A 17,039-nucleotide genomic window follows, 5' to 3' on the forward strand; every position below is an offset into this window, starting at 1 on the left:
GACAGCGTCGGGTGGAAATTATCTTGGAATTTTGAAGGACTTGCCTACAATGGGAAAAGCATACGATGTCTCAGGTGATGTTATTAACCAATTTGTTCCCCCGCCCAGCACGCGCCGCAGTACGCCTACCGATATCAGTGGGTATCAGGCGGTAAAACGCATTTTTCACATACTGATCGCGCTGGGCCTGAGCGCCCTGACTGTGTATACCGTGCTGGATTATCAACAGCGCCAGCAGCAGTGGATTGCTGCCCAGCAACAAACACCGGGCACGGTTCTGGCCGGCCAGTATGCACGGTTGTTTAGCCCGCTGGTGCAGGCCCAGCAATACGAGGAGCTCAATCAGGCGCTGGTGATCCTCACCGCCGAGCCGCGGGTGATCCAAGCGGGTGTATTTAATAGCCAGGGAGTACAAATTGCCCCGGCCGAGCCGCTGCCGTCTCTGCTCGACCAGGCCCCCGGCGCGGTCACGCATATTCATGATATTGCCAACAACGCCGGGGTTACCATTGGTTATATTCGTCTGCTGACATATCCGCAGCAAACTGTGCGCGCCATTGAACAATTGCAACAGGGCCACTGGCTGGTCGGGGTTACCTTGATTTTACTGGCGTTCACCGCTGGCCTCTATCTGGCCCGCTTGTTTTATAAGGTACGTCCGGCACTCAAACGCCATTATCGGCGCTGGGGTCAGGGGGCTGCCTTTCCGTCGGCGCAAAACAGGCGCCGGTAATTGGCCGAGGTACGAGCAACCACCTCTGCTACCGAAATCTGTTTAAGCTCAGCCAGGCAATTGGCTACCAGAGGTAACTGCGCCGGCGTGTTGCGCTGGCCCTGATAACCGCATAAGGGCATATCTGGCGCGTCGGTTTCCAGTAGCAGATGATCAAGGCTAATCTGGCGCAATGTGTCACGGGTTTTCTGCCCGCGCGGATAGGTGATGGTGCCCCCGATCCCCAGCAACATGCCTTTGTCCAGATATTGCTCGGCCACCTGCTGGCTACCTGAAAAGGCATGTACCACCCCGCCCTGAGTAAAGCGGGCCTCTTTAAGAGCTTTGGTCAACAAATGATGCGTCTGGCGATGATGCAACACCACCGGCAAGCCAACCGCACTGGCCAGGTCCAGTTGTGCCATCAGCCGATCCTGTTGGGTATCCATGGCCATCGGCCGGGTTTTATCCAGGCCAATCTCACCGACCGCACACACCTGCTGACGATGCTGCGTCAACATACTTTCCAGCTCGCGAATACCGGCAGAGGTCAGCGTGGCGTCAAAATAGGGATGTAGCCCAAAAGCAATATCAATTTCACTAAAGCGGGCTTTAAGCTGCAGCTGGCGCTGCCAGCCCTGTGGGGTGGTGCCAGGTATTAAAAACCGTTGCACCCCGGCCTGCCGCGCGCAGTGAATGACTGAGTCAATGTCGTCATCAAAAGCGGCAAGGTCGAGGTGACAGTGGCTGTCAATCATGGCATCAGGCGTTGGATAGCCCAGTTGTCGCCGTCTTCGCGACGGTATTGAAACCGATCATGCAGGCGATCTTCGCCACCCTGCCAAAACTCCAGTTGCTCAGGCATTACCCGATAACCGCCCCAAAACTGCGGCGTGGGCAAGGGCTTGTCGGCGTAAGTTTGTTTTAGCTGGGTAAATTCCTGCATCAAAATGTCACGCGAAGCTACCGGCTGGCTTTGGCGTGAGGCATAGGCAGCTAACTGCGAGTCTTTGGGTCGCGAGGCAAAATAGGCGGCACTCTCGGCTGCCTCAATACGCTGCGCGTGGCCTTGAACATGTACCTGACGTTCCATAAAAAACCAAGGAAAATGCAACGAGACAGCGCTGTTGCCGGCCAGGTCCTGCGCCTTGCGGCTGCCAAAATTGGTAAAAAACACAAAGCCGTTTTCATCCACTTTTTTGAGCAGCACAATGCGCTGGGAGGGCTGGCCCCGATCATTGACCGTGGCCACTGTCATGGCCGTGGGATCAGGGATTTGTGCGGCAATTGCATCATCCAGCCAGCGCTGAAACAATTCCAACGGGTCATCAGTCAATTGTTCTTCGCTCAGCGTGGCCAAAGAATATTGTCTGCGTAAATCCGAAATTGCCATCGCACCTGCCTCTTATTCAGTCTTCGCCGTAGCCCAGCGAGCGCAAGGCGCGCTCATCATCAGACCAGCCTTGTTTCACTTTAACCCAAAGTTCCAAAAACACTTTGGTATCGAACAGTTTTTCCATATCCAAGCGAGCTTGTTCGCCAATAGTCTTTATATGGTTACCACCCTTGCCAATTACCATGCGCTTTTGGCTTTCACGCTCTACCAAAATCAGGCCATTGATGCGGTATACGCCGTTATCGGCCAGTTTGAACTGCTCGATTTCCACTGTAGTGGCATACGGTAGCTCATCGCCGGTATAACGCATCAGCTTTTCGCGGATGATCTCGGCGGCCATAAAGCGGCTCGAACGGTCGGTAATATATTCTTCAGGAAAATAAAATTCGCTGGGCGGCAGGGTTTGTTTAACCAGGTCACGCAAGGCATCTACCTGCTTACCCTGCTTGGCACTCACCGGCACAATATGCTCAAACTCATAAAGACTGTTGAGCTTTTGCAGATGATCTGCCAGCGCGGCTTTATCGGCCACTTTATCAATCTTATTGACCACCAGATAGGCCGGTAACCCAGACTGACGCACTTTGTTTAGCACCATCTCATCATCCGGACCCCAGCGGGTACCTTCTACCACCAGCAGGATAAGCCCTACTTCCGCCAGCGAGCTGGATGCGGCACGGTTCATAAACCGGTTAATGGCGCGCTTTTCATCTTTATGCAGGCCGGGGGTATCCACATAGATAGTTTGATGGGTATCGTCCGTGTCGATGCCCAAAATACGGTGCCGGGTGGTTTGTGGCTTGCGTGAGGTAATGCTGACCTTCTGGCCCAGCAAACGGTTTAACAGAGTGGACTTGCCCACATTGGGCCGCCCGACGATGGCCACCAGGCCACAATGTGTTTCAAGCGCATCAGGATGCATCAATTAATTTCTCCAGCATCAGTTTGGCTGCCTGTTGTTCGGCTTTGCGTCGGCTATTGCCGGTGGCCCGCACCGGCTGATCGTCACCGGCCACGGCGCAGCTTACTTCAAACGTTTGGGCATGGTCCTTGCCAGATATATTTTCCACTTCGTAAATAGGCAGCGGCAGCTTGCGCGACTGCAAAAATTCCTGCAAGCGGGTTTTGTTGTCCTTGGGGTGCTCGTTAGGATCAAGTGCTTTGAAGCGCGTGTCCCACAGCTGCAGGATGACACTTTGCACTCGCTCTAAACCGGCATCTAAATAAATGGCACCTAAAATGGCTTCCATGGCGTCGGCTAAGATAGATCCGCGCCGATGGCCTCCGCTTTTTAGCTCACCCTGCCCTAAGTTTAGCAGTTCCCCCACGTTGGCTTCTTTAGCCAGCTCGGCCAGCGTATCGCCTTTGACCAGGGTGGATCGCATCCGGGTCAGTTTACCTTCCGGTACACTGGGAAACGCGGCAAATAGCGCATCGGCAATCACCATGCCCAGCACCGCATCACCTAAAAATTCCAGCCGCTCGTTGTGCTTTTTGGCGGCGCTGCGATGGGTCAGCGCTTGCTCCAGCAATTGGGTATCAGAAAATGTGTAACCTAACGCCCGATGAAGATGGGCAAATTTGTCGATGCCTTGCATTAATCAATGCCACCAATTCGATTAAACCGCACTCCGGTTGGCACCCAGGTAGGAATAAAATCCTGCGGTTTGCGTTCAAATTCAAAACTGATCCAGATCGCCACAGCCTTGCCCACCAGGTTGGCATCAGGCACAAAGCCCCAGAAGCGGCTATCGCGACTGTTATCACGGTTATCGCCCATCACAAAATACTGATCTTCTGGTACCAGCCATTCGTTACTGCGCGTACCTGGCTGGGTGTAAAAGCGCGAAGATATATCCGCCCGGGTAGGATGGCGCAGGATATCATGCGGGGTATCGCCCAAGGCTTCTTCGTAGCGCAGCAGCTGCGCCATATTTTGCACAAATTCGCCGCGCGCCTGGAATTCTAACGGCACTGGCTGCAGCTTATTACATGCGCTGGCATTATCGCCGTTACACTTGGGGCGTATATACAGCTGTTTATTCTGATACACCACGGTATCACCCGGCAGCCCCACTACCCGCTTGATATAATCAACATTGGGGCTTTCAGGATATTTGAAAACCACAATGTCACCGCGCTCGGGCGAACCGGTTTCGACAAACTTATTGCGCGCCACCGGATCTTTGAGGCCATAAGTAAATTTTTCCACCAATATAAAATCCCCCACCAGCAAGGTAGGCATCATCGAACCCGATGGGATTTGAAACGGTTCATATAAAAAGGAGCGCAGCACTAAAACAAAGGCGATGACCGGAAACACCTGTTGTGAGGTGTCGACCCAGTACGGTACGTCTTCCGCGTTAGTGCGCCCGGCAGCGCGGCGCTTAGGCGCCCACACCAGCTTATCCAGTAACCAGACCAGGCCGGTTATCAGAGTTAATATGACCAGTAAGATGGAAAAATAATTTGCCATTATTTACCAACCTTGAGCACCGCAAGAAATGCATCCTGGGGCAATTCCACATTGCCAATTTGCTTCATCCGTTTTTTCCCTTCTTTTTGCTTTTGCAGCAGCTTTTTCTTCCGGCTCACATCTCCGCCATAACATTTGGCGATAACGTTTTTACGCATCTGCTTGACGGTACTACGCGCAATCACATGGTTGCCGATGGCAGCCTGAATGGCGATATCAAACATTTGCCGTGGGATCAGTTCCCGTAATTTATCTACCAGGTCGCGACCACGGCCCTGGCTGTTTTCACGGTGAGTGATAATAGCCAGCGCGTCCACGCGGTCGCCGTTAATCATAATGTCCACCCGCACCATGTCCGAGGCGCGGAATTTTTTGAAGTTATAATCCAACGAGGCGAAGCCGCGGCTGGTAGACTTCAGGCGGTCAAAAAAGTCCAGCACCACTTCGGCCATAGGAATTTCATAGGTCAGGGCTACCTGCTTGCCATGATACGCCATGTTGGTCTGCATACCGCGTTTTTCCACACATAAGGTAATAACATTACCCAGGTATTCCTGCGGCACCAGAATATTGGCCTCAACAATCGGCTCACGAATTTCATCAATGTCGTTCACCGGCGGCAATTTTGCCGGGCTGTCGACCACCAGCGTTTCCCCTTTGGTGGTCAGGACTTCGTAAATTACCGTGGGCGCTGTGGTGATAAGATCCAGATCGTATTCACGCTCCAGTCGCTCCTGCACAATTTCCATATGCAGCATGCCTAAAAAGCCGATGCGGAATCCAAAACCTAAGGCCGCAGAGCTTTCTGGCTCAAAAAACAACGACGCATCGTTAAGCGCCAGTTTGCTCAGGGCATCACGAAAATCTTCATAATCGTCGGAGCTGACCGGGAAGACACCGGCATACACCTGCGGCTTCACTTTTTTAAAGCCTGGCAGCATTTTTTCAGCCGGTTGTTTGGCCAGGGTGATGGTATCGCCCACTGGCGCTCCGGTGATTTCTTTAATCCCGGCAATTACATAACCCACTTCGCCGGCACGCAGAACCTGGGTATCTTTTTGCTTCGGAGTAAAAATACCTACTTTATCAGCCTGGTGGGTCTGCCCGTTCGACATGATCTGAATTTTGTCTTTGACATTCAGCTCACCTTCCACAATGCGCACCAGAGACACCACGCCCTGATAGTTATCAAACCAGGAATCCACAATCAACGCGCGTAATGGTTTGTCGTGCTCAACCACTGGCGGCGGAATACGTTTAACAATTTCTTCAAGCACATCTTCAACGCCCAGCCCAGTTTTGGCCGAGCAGCGCACAGCTTCTAACGCATCGATGCCGACAATGTCTTCAATTTCTTCGGCCACCCGGTCTGGATCGGCTTGTGGCAGGTCGATCTTGTTCAGAATCGGCACCACTTCCAGGTCCATATCAAAGGCGGTGTAACAGTTGGCCAGCGTTTGTGCTTCCACCCCCTGCCCGGCATCCACCACCAGCAGCGCCCCTTCACAGGCCGCCAGCGAGCGCGACACTTCATAGGAAAAGTCCACGTGCCCGGGGGTATCGATAAAGTTAAGCAAATACGTTTCGCCATCGCGGGCGGTGTAATTTAGGGTCACACTCTGCGCCTTGATGGTGATACCCCGCTCACGCTCCAGGTCCATGGAATCCAAAACCTGCTCGGCCATTTCGCGGTTAGTTAATCCGCCGCACACCTGAATAAGGCGGTCGGACAAGGTGGATTTACCATGATCAATATGCGCGATAATACTAAAGTTACGTATCTTACTGTGAACACTAGTGTTTTTATCTGTCATTAAATGCCATTTCTCAATTCGGGGACCTACTGGGGGACCTGATTGTATTTTGTTAGACTGCGTGGCCAGGCACGCCAAAAAAATAATGCGCTGATTATATAGAAAAGCCCCATACAAAAACAGGGCGCTGATTGCGCCCTATTCTATACTTATCGGTTAGCTCACTGTCTGTGAGTGTGCATTACCTGTTTTGCATACCTGCCTGACCAGTTTGAGTCACAATTCCCGGGCAAGTTCCCTGCCCGGCAATGATGGGTGATGGCGACAAATATCGCAAAGAGCCAGGACGGCTAGCAGCGCGGCGATGCCGCAAAGCTCAGGGTTCGACCACTGTCCCCTTGGCCGGGCGGCTGATTACCGACAGTAAGGTAGGAGTAAAGCGGGTCTGGTCGAGCTTTTTAAGATGCCCGGAGATAAACACAAAGCCACCTAACGTCGCCAGCACGCTGCCGGCAATGGTAGCTAATTCCTGCCAGGGGCCCAGCGCAGCGGCCAGGGTATGAATCAAACTGGCAGAGAGCAGTAAGATCAGTAACGGGGCCAGATACAACCACAATGACGCGCCTAACAGGCCGGCTTCGGGTATGCCCACTGAGACCTGATCGCCAACCTTAACCGGCAACGGACTACGTACAGTGACAGTTTGGGTTTTAGGCGCCAGCGCCCGCGAGATCACCCCAGACCCACATTCCGACTGGGCCTGACAAGTGGAGCACGTCGACTTAATGGCGGCTTCCAGGGTAATCAGGTCATCGTCCACAGCCACTACGGTGGCAGTTTCGGTCATCATAGCGCGTCTCGTTTTACCTCAATTGACTGGGCGATAGTGGTGGCAGTTTGCAGCGGGATTTCGCCCACCACGGTGATTTGCACCTGCCCCTGGACCAGGCTCAAAAAGGTATTGAGTTCATGGCGCAAGGCCAAGTCGGCGCCCACACCCTGTTCGGCTTTTTGTACATACACCGACACATCCACCAGGCCATCGCTGAACAGCTTGTATTCTACCACCTGGCCGGTGCCGGGCAAGCGGCGGATATCTTCACGCACCAGCGTCATGCCTTTAGGCAGATAGCCCAGCTGCCACTGATGTTCAGGGTTCTTGTCCTGACCCACCGCCATAGGCGGCGGCAGATTGGCCTGATTCACTTTGGCAAAATACGGGTGTGGTGCGTCGCTTAAGGTAAATCCGGTAATCTGAATTTGTTCAATCACCGCGCCCTGTAAGTCCAACGTATTCAGCTTGAGCAACATGCCGGTTTGTTCATCCAACCACAGCTGATAACTAAAGCGATTGTTATCGCGGCTTATGATGCGCAGCTGCTGCGCCGTGCGCCCGGAGATCCGGGCCCGACCCACTGTGACGAATTCATAGCCGGCTTGCAGGCTATCAGGGGTCTGCAGCAAGGCCGCAGGAATGGGGCCCTGAATAGCGGTGGCGCGCAGGCTATACGGCTGGGTGTCAGGCTCAAACACACTGACAACATCACCCACCCGAATTTGTTCCTGACCCGGGCCATTTTGCACATTCAGCTGTTCCATGACGGTGCCATCAGCCAGCACCGCGTGCCGCCACAAATACGGAATGGTTTCCTGACCCGCACGGCTCAATACAAATGACACCTGAAAATTGCGGCTGGCCACTGTACTGGCCAGTTTGTTGAGCCAACTGCTGGCGCTTTGCCGCGCGGCGGCGTCGCCAGCCACATCCGGATTGAGACTACGCTCAGTGTCAACGCTGTCCATTGGGGCTTGCTGAGCCACGGCCGGCAGCCCGTACAATGCTGCCACTAATACCAGGCCACATAACGAAAAAGGCAGCCGACCTTGCCGGTGGGCTGCCTGGGTATGAGTTACCACATTCATCCTTGCTGACTTATTGTTCTGGCTGAGTCTGGGTCGACTCCTGCTTCACATGTTTTAGTTTAAGTTGTTGCTCGTGATCGGTAATCAACGCATTAATCTTGCGCTTTTTCTCCATCAGCACCGCTCGATCATCACGCGTTACCGGCCGCGACTGTTCCAAACTCACTGGCGCCAATCCGCCCGGAGTACCAATCAACGGCGTGGCCGCACCGCCAGGCGTTGTGCTGGTTGCCGGCTGATTAAATTGCTGCACGCCCAAAATCACCGCTACCGCCACCGAGGCTGCAACAGCCAGCTGGCCGGTTTGACGGGCAAACGGCACCACTGCAGCTTTCGCCAATCGCTGTCGCCAGCTGCGCGGCTGGGGCGCCATAATTGTGGGTTCATTTTCCAATGCGGCGGCGACCTGCGCAGTAATATCAAGTTGTGGTGCTACACTGGCTTCCTGGCGTAATCCGCTGCGGATAACATGATAACGTCGCCACTGGCGCTGCAGTTCAGGATCCTGTTTAAGGGCATCAAGGACTTCACTGCTATCGCTCTCGCCATCCATAAAGGCTGACAATTTTTCTTGCTGTTGCGTCATATTATACAATCCTGATCACATGATGATCGCGTATTTTTTCTACTACAGCTTGTTAGTCTGAATCGATTACTGAAAGTTCAATTTTCTAACAAGGGTTTTAAAACTTTATCAATGGCTTCGCGTGCACGAAAAATCCGCGAGCGCACTGTGCCCACCGGGCACTCCATCACATTGGCAATTTCTTCATAACTCATGCCTTCAATTTCGCGCAGGGTGATGGCCATCCGCAAATCATCAGGCAGTTTTTCCACTACCTTGAACAACGTGCTTTCAATCTCGCTAGATAACAGACTCCGTTCTGGCGTGGACTGCTCCTTGAGCGCATCACTGCCCTCATAATAGTCGGCTTCCTCGGCATCGACATCATTGGCCGGCGGTTTACGGCCCTGCGCCACCAAATAATTTTTGGCGCTGTTTACCGCAATCCGGTACAGCCAGGTGTAGAAGGCGCTATCACCCCGAAAGTTGGGTAATGCCCGATAGGCTTTAATAAATGCATCCTGCGTCACATCCGCCACGTCGCCACTGTTTTTGACATAGCGTGACACCAGATGCATGACTTTATGCTGGTAGCGGGTAACTAACAGATTAAAAGCATTCTTATCGCCACTTTGTACTTTTTCCACAATCTGCTGATCGGTTATCTGCTCGCTCATCCGAGCTATTACTCCTTCACTTCAACCACACCATAGCTCACGCAAGCAACACATAGACCGGGCCATGGCAGATAAGTTCGATTAAATTGACGATAAATTGGTAAAATCGCGGGCGCAAAGGCCGCAAGCCCATTGTTTTTTACCACTCATCCATTAGACTTGCCGAACCTTAGCATAATTATTACCCGCTAAAATACATGAATTCAGTGACATCTTCACTACCCGACACACAAACGCAGGCTATCGAACACCGCTGCGATGTATTGATAATTGGCAGCGGTGCTGCCGGTCTCAGCCTGGCCCTCAAACTGGCTGATCATTGTAATGTCATCGTGTTAAGCAAAAGCGATCGCAATGAAGGCTCCACCCGCTATGCCCAGGGAGGGATAGCAGCGGTATTTGATGAGCAGGATTCGGTAGATGCCCATGTCCAGGATACTCTGAAAGCCGGCGCTGGCCTGTGTGATGAAGCCGCGGTGCGGTTTACCACCGAACGGGCCAAAGAAGCCTTGACCTGGCTGATTGGCTTTGGCGTGCCGTTTGATAAAGAACAAAATGAACAGGGCGAAGAGCGCTATCACTTGACCCGCGAAGGCGGCCACAGCCACCGGCGTATTTTGCACGCGGCGGATGCCACCGGCGAAGCACTGCAAATTACCCTTAACGATGCGGTGAAAAACCATCCCAACATTCATTTTTTTGAACGCTACAATGCTATCGATCTGATTGCTGCCAATCAGACCCCGGGCAGCATTGCAGGCTGTTATGTGTGGAATCGCCAGCGCGAGCATGTGGAGGTTATCCGCGCGCGTTTTGTCGCATTGGCCACCGGCGGTGGCAGTAAGGTATATCAATATACCTCGAACCCGGATGTATCCAGTGGGGACGGTATTGCCATGGCCTGGCGGGCCGGCTGCCGGGTGGCCAATATGGAATTTAACCAGTTTCACCCCACCTGTCTGTACCATCCGCAAGCACGTAACTTTTTGATTAGTGAGGCTTTGCGCGGCGAAGGCGCGCAGCTATGCCATGCTGATGGTACCCGCTTTATGCTCAATTTTGACGAGCGCGGCGATTTGGCCCCCCGGGATATTGTGGCCCGGGCCATCGATTATGAGATGAAGCGGCTAGGTGAGGATTGCATGTATCTGGATATCAGCCACAAGCCGGCTGATTTTATTGTGAAGCATTTTCCCAATATTTACCGGCGCTGTCGCGCGCTGGGCATTGATATCACCCGGCAACCGATCCCGGTGGTTCCGGCGGCGCACTATAGCTGTGGCGGCGTGATGACCGACCAGCACGCTAGAACCGACTTAGACAATGTGTATGCCATTGGCGAAGTCGCGTATACCGGATTGCATGGCGCCAACCGCATGGCGTCTAACTCATTATTAGAATGTGTGGTCTATGCCAGCTCGGCAGCCGAGCATATTCTGGCCCGCTTACCTGACCCGGTAAAACACGAACCGATCGCTGCCTGGGATGAAAGCCAGGTGACCAACTCGGATGAAGAAGTCATTATTCAGCATAACTGGCACGAGCTACGGCTATTTATGTGGGACTATGTGGGTATCGTGCGCACCGATAAGCGGCTGGAACGGGCGCTACGCCGGATCACCTTACTGGAACAGGAAATTCAGGAATATTATGCGCATTTTCGGGTGTCCAACAATCTGCTGGAGTTGCGCAACCTGGTGACGGTGGCCGAGCTTATCGTGCGCTGTGCCATGCAGCGTAAAGAAAGCCGCGGTCTGCATTTTAATCTGGATTATCCGGAGCTGGCCGATCCGCCGACGGTCTCTGTCCTGACGCCGGCCAAAAACCGCTCCCCCAACCCGCCAGGCGTGCTGGGCACCTAGCTACCGATGGACAGGCTGCCCTGGTAGTGGCCGACATCGGCGTTATCGCTGACCAGCCACAGATCGGCTGTGTGCTGGTCGGTTGCCTGATAAACCCGCATGCGGCAGGGTAAATACGCCGGCCGCAAAAAACGCCCTTCACTGCTAAAATGGCAAACATTCTGGCTGGCGTTGTCCTGCTGTACCGCACTGAGTACCTGGGCCAGGCTCCACATACCATGGGCAATGGGCCGTTTGTAGCCAAACAGAGCCGCACTGGCGCGGCTTAAATGAATCGGGTTGGCATCGCCGGACAACCGCGCATAAGCGCGGCCACAATGCGCAGGCACGTCCAGGACTGCCAGTTCGCTGGCTGCTTCAGGCAAGGCCAGCGGGGCCGGCTTTACGCGCTTGGGCGACGGGCTGACATGGGGTGCTCGCACCTTCACCAGATAGCCGGCAGTAGCCTGGTACACAGAATGTTTTTGCTGGCGCCCTTCTACCGTAATCTCAAATTCCCAGCCGCGGGAATGCTGGCGAACCTTTCCGTAACGCGCATACAGGGTAACTGGCTGTTCCATATCAATGCTGGCCTGCTGGGTAATCGCGTTGGTGCGGTGCACCAGGCCCATGACCGGAAACGGGCTGTTTGGCGTGGTCAGGCATTTTATCTGCAGCGGCAAGCTAAGCATCTGCAAATAGCAGGGATGCAGATTGACCGGATCCCGCCAACCGACCACCTGACAATAGTCCTGATAGTGGCGCTTATCGATGAGCCAGTCGTCAGTGTATTCGCAACTGGGCGCCTGGGGTGGTTTGAATTGCGTGAGTCGGAACTTGTCAGCCCGTTGCAGCAATGCAGAAGAAACAAGAGATAATACGCTCATAGTGTTGACCACAAACCTTAGTGATGCTCAGCGAGCGCGGATTGCCCGCGCCACCCGGCGGAAATCGGCCTGGCCGATTTCGTGCTTCAAAATCCACTGACCGGGTTGATGATTGTCAAATCCCACATACAGGCCCCATGGCGTGAGCCGGGAGCGCTTCGATACCAGCCTCACCGGCGCCTCCGCCAACGCCTGAGGCGTAGCCGCCTGTTGCCAGCGTTGTTCGCCATCAAATAATACCAGCATCGGAACGGGTTGCGGTGCACATCGCAACTGAATGACACAGGCCACCCACATCAATGCTGCCAGGCAATAAACCTCCCAGCGAGCCAGGTACGAAAACAGCGCATCACTGGCACTGAAAGCCGCAATCACCCCTGCCAGGGCCGGCAATAGCACGGCATACCGGCGAATCGCCAGCGGTACGATGGTGAATTTATACTTTAACACGGCCCAGGATGTGCTCGACCATCGCCGCCAATTCTGGCTGCGGGCACGCCTGGTGGCCCATGAACCAGGCAAACAGATCCGGGTCGTCACAGGTTAACAATTTTTCGAAGGTTTCCTGCTCTTCCTCATCCAGGTCATGAAAACCGGTTTCAGCAAAAGGCAACAACAACACGTCCAGTTCCAGCATGCCACGGCGACACGCCCACTTCAGCCGTGCATAACGTTTGGGTGAAAACATAAACCACTACAACCTGTTATTAACGTGGCGCTCATCATAGCACGCGCAATATGCCTGAATCACTGTCCTTTTGAATGAAATTATTCTCATTCCCTTGCGAAATTAGAATCTGCCCCCAAACTATGCTGTTAATCGCAAATTGCTTAATCAAAGGGTGGTTATGGCTTTACCTGATCGGTTGGATGCACTGGCAACAGAGTTTGTCATTGAACTGGAACATATGGGTATTATGCAGGTCAGTGGACCTGATCAGGATTCATTTTTACAAGGCCAGTTAACCATCGATGTGCTCAAGCTTGCAGATGATCGAGCCCGGCGCGCTGCGCATTGCGACTTTAAAGGTAAGGCCTGGGCGCTGCCACTGGTAGTGCGGCACCAGGACAAAGTGCTGTTATCGGTAAATCGTAGCGCACTGGATATGTCCCTGGCTCAGCTTAATAAATACGGCGTGTTTGCCAAGGCCGACATACTCGATGCCAGTGAGACTTACCGCCAGTTTGCCCTCACCGGTGAACGGGCTGAGCGCTGGCTGGAAAGTCAGTTCGGCCGCTTACCTGAGGCGCCGCTGGAAAGTGTGCAGCATGCTAATGGGGTGGTCGTACGCTACGATCTGCCTGAGCAACTGTTTCTTGTGCTAGCCGACACTACATTGGCCACAGCTCTGACCGAAGCACTGGCAGACCTGCCCCACTATCCGGTGGCTGTGTTTGAAGCACTGGCCATTAGTCAGGGGGTACCGGACATTGCTGGTAGTCATATCAATGAGTGGGTGCCACAAATGGTTAATGCTCAGGCTTTAGATAGCATCGACTTTAAAAAAGGCTGCTACATGGGCCAGGAAGTCGTCGCGCGCACCCGCTTTTTGGGCAAAAACAAGCGGGCAGCCTTTATCTTTAGCGTGGATACGGCATTGCCGGTAGATGACAGCCATACCCTGGAAAAGCAGCTGGGCGAGAATTGGCGTCGTGGTGGCAGTGTGATTCGTTGCGCCACCTTAGGTGAACAAACCTGGCTGTTGGCAGTGGCTAACAATGATACGCAGCCGGATGAAATGTTTCGTCTAAAAGACTGGCCGGACTATCAGTTTTCGCCAAAGCCACTACCCTATACAATAGAGCAATCGAGTAATAACGTGCGTGGCCGGGGGTGATCACCCTTAGCGGGCGCGCAAAATTCACAGCAGCCTGTGGCTGCGAAAGTTAGACCAGGAAATTTTATGACAATTACTTCCAATAGCGTGGTATCACTACATTACACTGTTTCAGCCGAAGACGGTACTCAGCTGGATTCATCTGAAGGCAAGCAGCCGCTAACAGTGCTAATGGGTCGCCGTTTTTTGATCGAAGGATTGGAAGATGCTCTGCAGGATAAAGAGCAGGGCGACAGCTTTGCGGTAGATATCGCACCTGAGAAAGCCTATGGCGATCGTGTTGACGGCTTGGTACAGCAAGTACCAAAATCAATGTTCGACGGCATGGAAGTTGAAGTTGGCATGTCGTTTCGTGCCAGCACTGAGCAGGGTGAGCAGTCTGTAATGGTTATTGATGTGGCCGAAGACCACGTGGTAATCGATGGTAACCACCCGCTGGCCGGCGTACCGCTGAAATTCGAAGTAGAAGTGGTAGAAGTACGCGAAGCGACTGCTGAAGAACTGGAACATGGCCACGCCCATGGTCCAGGCAGCGGCAACGACCACTAAGCGTTACCAAAATATTAGTATTAAAAAAGGCCATCTGCATAGATGGCCTTTTTTGTAGCACGGCGGATGATGCGCGCCAGATACCCAACCTCGCATCAGCGAAATACGTTATATCGCATCTTCGTTAGTCTCACCGGTACGGATACGCAGCGCACTTTCCACATTGTAGACAAAGATCTTTCCGTCACCGATTTTGCCGGTTTTAGCAGCTTGCTCAATGGCTTCAACCGCCTGTTCCACCCGGTCATCATCAATGATGATATCAATTTTGATTTTGGGTAAAAAATCCACCTGGTACTCCGCGCCCCGATACAGCTCAGTATGGCCTTTTTGCCGGCCGAACCCTTTGACTTCGGTCACCGTCATGCCGGAAATACCCACCTCAGCCAGGGCTTCGCGCACGTCGTCCATTTTAAATGGCTTAATTATCGCTTCAATTTTTTTCATTACTGCTTACTCTTGGTCATAAATCGTGGGGATCGGGTCCCGCTTGTGTTGTGTACGGGCAAAAATCCGCAGTAGTTTATCGCTGACCGCTGTTTCAACCTCACGTCCTTCCAGAAAGTCATCGATTTGGTCATAAGTTAGCCCCAGCGCTGCCTCATCGGCTTTTTGCGGAGACAAACTTTCCAAATCGGCAGTCGGCGCTTTTTCAATCAGTTGCGCCGGTGCACCTAAGTGTTTGGCCAACTGACGCACCTGGCGTTTATTTAAGCCAAATAAGGGGGCCAAATCGCACGCGCCGTCACCAAACTTAGTGTAAAACCCGGTGATATTTTCCGCCGAATGATCGGTGCCTAACACCAACCCGTCCATCAAACCGGCAATATCATACTGGATCACCATGCGGGTACGTGCTTTTACATTACCTTTAACAAAGTCCTGCTTGGCCTCATCGGCAGGCAATAGACCCGCGTCGGCCAGCGCCTCGGTAGTGGCTGCGTGGATAGCATCAGCGCCGGGCTGGACGTTGACCGCCACTTGTTGGCTGGGTTGGATAAACTCAATCGCTTGCTGTGCATCATGCTCGTCGGCCTGGGCCTGATACGGTAATCTGACTGCCACGAACTGATACTGGTTGTAAGTGGCTTCGTTCAGCTCATTGACCGCCAGCTGCGCCAGCCGGCCTAGCAGGCAGGAGTCGATACCGCCGGAGATTCCCAACACCAGCGTACGCAGCCCGGACTCGGTCAGCTGCTGTTTGATAAAATCTACCCGCCGGCGGATCTCGTGCTCCACATCAATCGTTGGCAGCACTTTCATTTGCACGATAACAGCTTGTTTATCCATTTGATTTCCCAGAGTCTTACACTTGTATCAGCAAGTTTACGCGATTGGCCGGCTGGTGTCAGTAGTCTGCCTACGCGCGCTTGTTTACCGGCAACTATACCGGCTGGTGGAATTGCATACCCAAAACGGGCCAAAACCCGATAGGCTTAGGGTATCAGGTTATCGGATGTTACACCCTCATGAAATCGCAATATGGACTCAGCTTAATTGAGATGATGATCACTGTGGCCATCGCCGCCATTTTGATTACCGTGGGCACGCCCGGGATCAATAATATGCTCAATCAGAATAAGGTCATCGCAGATATTAATAATTTGAGTACGGTGGCCCGAGTGGCGCGTTTTTCTGCCGTGGATGAAGCCTTGCCGGTGATTGTCTGCCCCACTGCCGATTACACCAACTGCAGCACCAACTGGCAGCAAACCAAAATGGTGTTTGCCGATGCCAATGCCGATGGCAAGCGCAATATTGCAGAACCCATCATTGCCAGCGCCGATGCGTTGACCGCCGGGAATACAATAACCGGGCTAAGCGCCGCGTTGACATTTTTTGCTGATGGCTCGGTCAGCCAGCAGGCGACTGCCACTATTTGCCCGTCCACCGGTCAGGCCAACCAGGCCTCTGCCCTGTTAATTTCATTGTATGGCCGGGTCGCGGTCGCCACAGATAGCAATAATGACGACATCAAAGAAGATGCCGACGGCGCTGCCCTGTCCTGCTCATAAGCATTATTGCCAGCATTCAGCAGGCTGACGCCGAGCTGCTTCATCAATGGTCAGGCGCTGGCATTGCGCCTCACCCACCTGGGTTTCGGCCACCAGCCGAAAAGTCGATGGCGACACATTTTCCAGCTCTAGGGTAAAGTGAGCCGGTGTCTGCACCGGCTTCAGCGCAGTGAGTTCGGCAAAGCGCTGGTGCTCTAACTGATACGCATGCTGGGCTTGTTGCAATTCCAGTAAGGTCAGCTGAATCTGTTTAAGCTGCACATCATTTTGATAATAGCGATAAGCCGGTACTGCCATCGCCGCCAAAATGCCAACCATGGCCAGGGTGATCATCGTTTCCGCTAACGACCAGCCACGTTGTTTTTGCATTTAAAAACCCTCTATTAGTACAGCTTTGCCGGCTGTG

The 17,039-nt window shown here is 53.3% G+C and carries 21 protein-coding genes; 5 read left to right on the forward strand and 16 right to left on the reverse strand.

The window, feature by feature from the left end; genetic code table 11:
- Nucleotides 1-49 precede the first annotated feature (49 nt).
- A complete protein-coding gene (locus ACTUJZ_RS14985) occupies nt 50-733 on the forward strand; it encodes an AhpA/YtjB family protein (RefSeq protein ID WP_463637153.1) in 684 nt (227 codons plus the stop codon).
- Here the strand turns inward: ACTUJZ_RS14985 and ACTUJZ_RS14990 are convergent.
- The 10 genes from ACTUJZ_RS14990 to rpoE form a co-directional block, all read right to left on the reverse strand.
- The gene (locus ACTUJZ_RS14990) at nt 691-1,470 is read right to left on the reverse strand and encodes a TatD family hydrolase (protein WP_463637154.1); all 780 of its coding nucleotides are present in this window, start codon (nt 1,468-1,470) and stop codon (nt 691-693) included. The two genes, ACTUJZ_RS14985 and ACTUJZ_RS14990, sit on opposite strands and share 43 nt — an antisense overlap.
- Nucleotides 1,467-2,105, reverse strand: coding sequence for a pyridoxamine 5'-phosphate oxidase (pdxH, locus tag ACTUJZ_RS14995; RefSeq protein ID WP_463637155.1), 639 nt, complete (start codon nt 2,103-2,105; stop codon nt 1,467-1,469). Before pdxH ends, ACTUJZ_RS14990 begins: the two co-directional genes overlap by 4 nt.
- Nucleotides 2,106-2,121: 16 nt before the next feature.
- Nucleotides 2,122-3,030, reverse strand: a complete 909-nt coding sequence (gene era, locus ACTUJZ_RS15000; RefSeq protein WP_463637202.1) for a GTPase Era — start codon at nt 3,028-3,030, stop codon at nt 2,122-2,124.
- On the reverse strand, nt 3,020-3,706 hold the full coding sequence (rnc, locus tag ACTUJZ_RS15005; RefSeq protein ID WP_463637156.1) for a ribonuclease III: 687 nt from the start codon (nt 3,704-3,706) through the stop codon (nt 3,020-3,022). The genes era and rnc overlap by 11 nt, the downstream gene beginning before the upstream one ends.
- Nucleotides 3,706-4,584: a signal peptidase I gene (gene lepB, locus ACTUJZ_RS15010; protein WP_463637157.1), complete on the reverse strand. Its 879-nt coding sequence runs from the start codon at nt 4,582-4,584 to the stop codon at nt 3,706-3,708. The genes rnc and lepB overlap by 1 nt, the downstream gene beginning before the upstream one ends.
- On the reverse strand, nt 4,584-6,398 hold the full coding sequence (gene lepA, locus ACTUJZ_RS15015) for a translation elongation factor 4 (RefSeq protein WP_463637158.1): 1,815 nt from the start codon (nt 6,396-6,398) through the stop codon (nt 4,584-4,586). The genes lepB and lepA overlap by 1 nt, the downstream gene beginning before the upstream one ends.
- A 316-nt stretch (nt 6,399-6,714) precedes the next feature.
- Nucleotides 6,715-7,188 carry a SoxR reducing system RseC family protein gene (locus ACTUJZ_RS15020; RefSeq protein ID WP_463637159.1) on the reverse strand — a complete coding sequence of 158 codons (474 nt, stop codon included), beginning with the start codon at nt 7,186-7,188 and terminating at the stop codon, nt 6,715-6,717.
- Nucleotides 7,185-8,261: a MucB/RseB C-terminal domain-containing protein gene (locus ACTUJZ_RS15025; RefSeq protein ID WP_463637160.1), complete on the reverse strand. Its 1,077-nt coding sequence runs from the start codon at nt 8,259-8,261 to the stop codon at nt 7,185-7,187. The genes ACTUJZ_RS15020 and ACTUJZ_RS15025 overlap by 4 nt, the downstream gene beginning before the upstream one ends.
- Before the next feature lie 10 nt (nt 8,262-8,271).
- On the reverse strand, nt 8,272-8,847 hold the full coding sequence (locus ACTUJZ_RS15030; protein ID WP_463637161.1) for a sigma-E factor negative regulatory protein: 576 nt from the start codon (nt 8,845-8,847) through the stop codon (nt 8,272-8,274).
- 77 nt (nt 8,848-8,924) lie between these two features.
- Nucleotides 8,925-9,503: an RNA polymerase sigma factor RpoE gene (rpoE, locus tag ACTUJZ_RS15035; protein ID WP_463637162.1), complete on the reverse strand. Its 579-nt coding sequence runs from the start codon at nt 9,501-9,503 to the stop codon at nt 8,925-8,927.
- A 197-nt stretch (nt 9,504-9,700) separates the two neighbouring features.
- Here rpoE and nadB point away from each other — a divergent pair, with 197 nt between their 5' ends.
- Nucleotides 9,701-11,365: an L-aspartate oxidase gene (nadB, locus tag ACTUJZ_RS15040; protein ID WP_463637163.1), complete on the forward strand. Its 1,665-nt coding sequence runs from the start codon at nt 9,701-9,703 to the stop codon at nt 11,363-11,365.
- Here the strand turns inward: nadB and ACTUJZ_RS15045 are convergent.
- Genes ACTUJZ_RS15045 through ACTUJZ_RS15055 form a run of 3 tightly spaced genes read right to left on the reverse strand, consistent with a single transcriptional unit; the run spans nt 11,362 to nt 12,919 of the window.
- Nucleotides 11,362-12,231 carry a MaoC family dehydratase gene (locus ACTUJZ_RS15045; protein ID WP_463637164.1) on the reverse strand — a complete coding sequence of 290 codons (870 nt, stop codon included), beginning with the start codon at nt 12,229-12,231 and terminating at the stop codon, nt 11,362-11,364. The genes nadB and ACTUJZ_RS15045 overlap by 4 nt on opposite strands.
- 27 nt (nt 12,232-12,258) lie before the next feature.
- Nucleotides 12,259-12,681 carry a hypothetical protein gene (locus tag ACTUJZ_RS15050; protein ID WP_463637165.1) on the reverse strand — a complete coding sequence of 141 codons (423 nt, stop codon included), beginning with the start codon at nt 12,679-12,681 and terminating at the stop codon, nt 12,259-12,261.
- On the reverse strand, nt 12,668-12,919 hold the full coding sequence (locus tag ACTUJZ_RS15055) for an FAD assembly factor SdhE (RefSeq protein WP_463637166.1): 252 nt from the start codon (nt 12,917-12,919) through the stop codon (nt 12,668-12,670). Before ACTUJZ_RS15055 ends, ACTUJZ_RS15050 begins: the two co-directional genes overlap by 14 nt.
- Before the next feature lie 160 nt (nt 12,920-13,079).
- Here ACTUJZ_RS15055 and ygfZ point away from each other — a divergent pair, with 160 nt between their 5' ends.
- Together ygfZ and ACTUJZ_RS15065 are read left to right on the forward strand one after the other, a co-directional pair.
- Entirely contained in the window at nt 13,080-14,069 is a 990-nt protein-coding gene (gene ygfZ, locus ACTUJZ_RS15060) for a tRNA-modifying protein YgfZ (RefSeq protein WP_463637167.1), read from the forward strand.
- Between the two features lie 66 nt (nt 14,070-14,135).
- Nucleotides 14,136-14,618, forward strand: coding sequence for an FKBP-type peptidyl-prolyl cis-trans isomerase (locus tag ACTUJZ_RS15065; protein ID WP_463637168.1), 483 nt, complete (start codon nt 14,136-14,138; stop codon nt 14,616-14,618).
- A gap of 108 nt (nt 14,619-14,726) precedes the next feature.
- Here the strand turns inward: ACTUJZ_RS15065 and ACTUJZ_RS15070 are convergent, their stop codons facing one another.
- A complete protein-coding gene (locus ACTUJZ_RS15070) occupies nt 14,727-15,065 on the reverse strand; it encodes a P-II family nitrogen regulator (protein WP_463637169.1) in 339 nt (112 codons plus the stop codon).
- Between the two features lie 6 nt (nt 15,066-15,071).
- Nucleotides 15,072-15,908 carry an ammonia-dependent NAD(+) synthetase gene (gene nadE, locus ACTUJZ_RS15075; RefSeq protein WP_463637170.1) on the reverse strand — a complete coding sequence of 279 codons (837 nt, stop codon included), beginning with the start codon at nt 15,906-15,908 and terminating at the stop codon, nt 15,072-15,074.
- Between the two features lie 179 nt (nt 15,909-16,087).
- On the opposite strand from nadE, the gene ACTUJZ_RS15080 reads away from it, so the two are divergent.
- Entirely contained in the window at nt 16,088-16,633 is a 546-nt protein-coding gene (locus ACTUJZ_RS15080; protein ID WP_463637171.1) for a GspH/FimT family pseudopilin, read from the forward strand.
- Nucleotides 16,634-16,636: 3 nt separating this feature from the next.
- Here the strand turns inward: ACTUJZ_RS15080 and ACTUJZ_RS15085 are convergent, their stop codons facing one another.
- Nucleotides 16,637-17,002: a type IV pilin protein gene (locus ACTUJZ_RS15085; RefSeq protein WP_463637172.1), complete on the reverse strand. Its 366-nt coding sequence runs from the start codon at nt 17,000-17,002 to the stop codon at nt 16,637-16,639.
- Nucleotides 17,003-17,039 lie beyond the last annotated feature (37 nt).

Source organism: Alteromonas sp. WD8-37 (genome assembly GCF_055326825.1).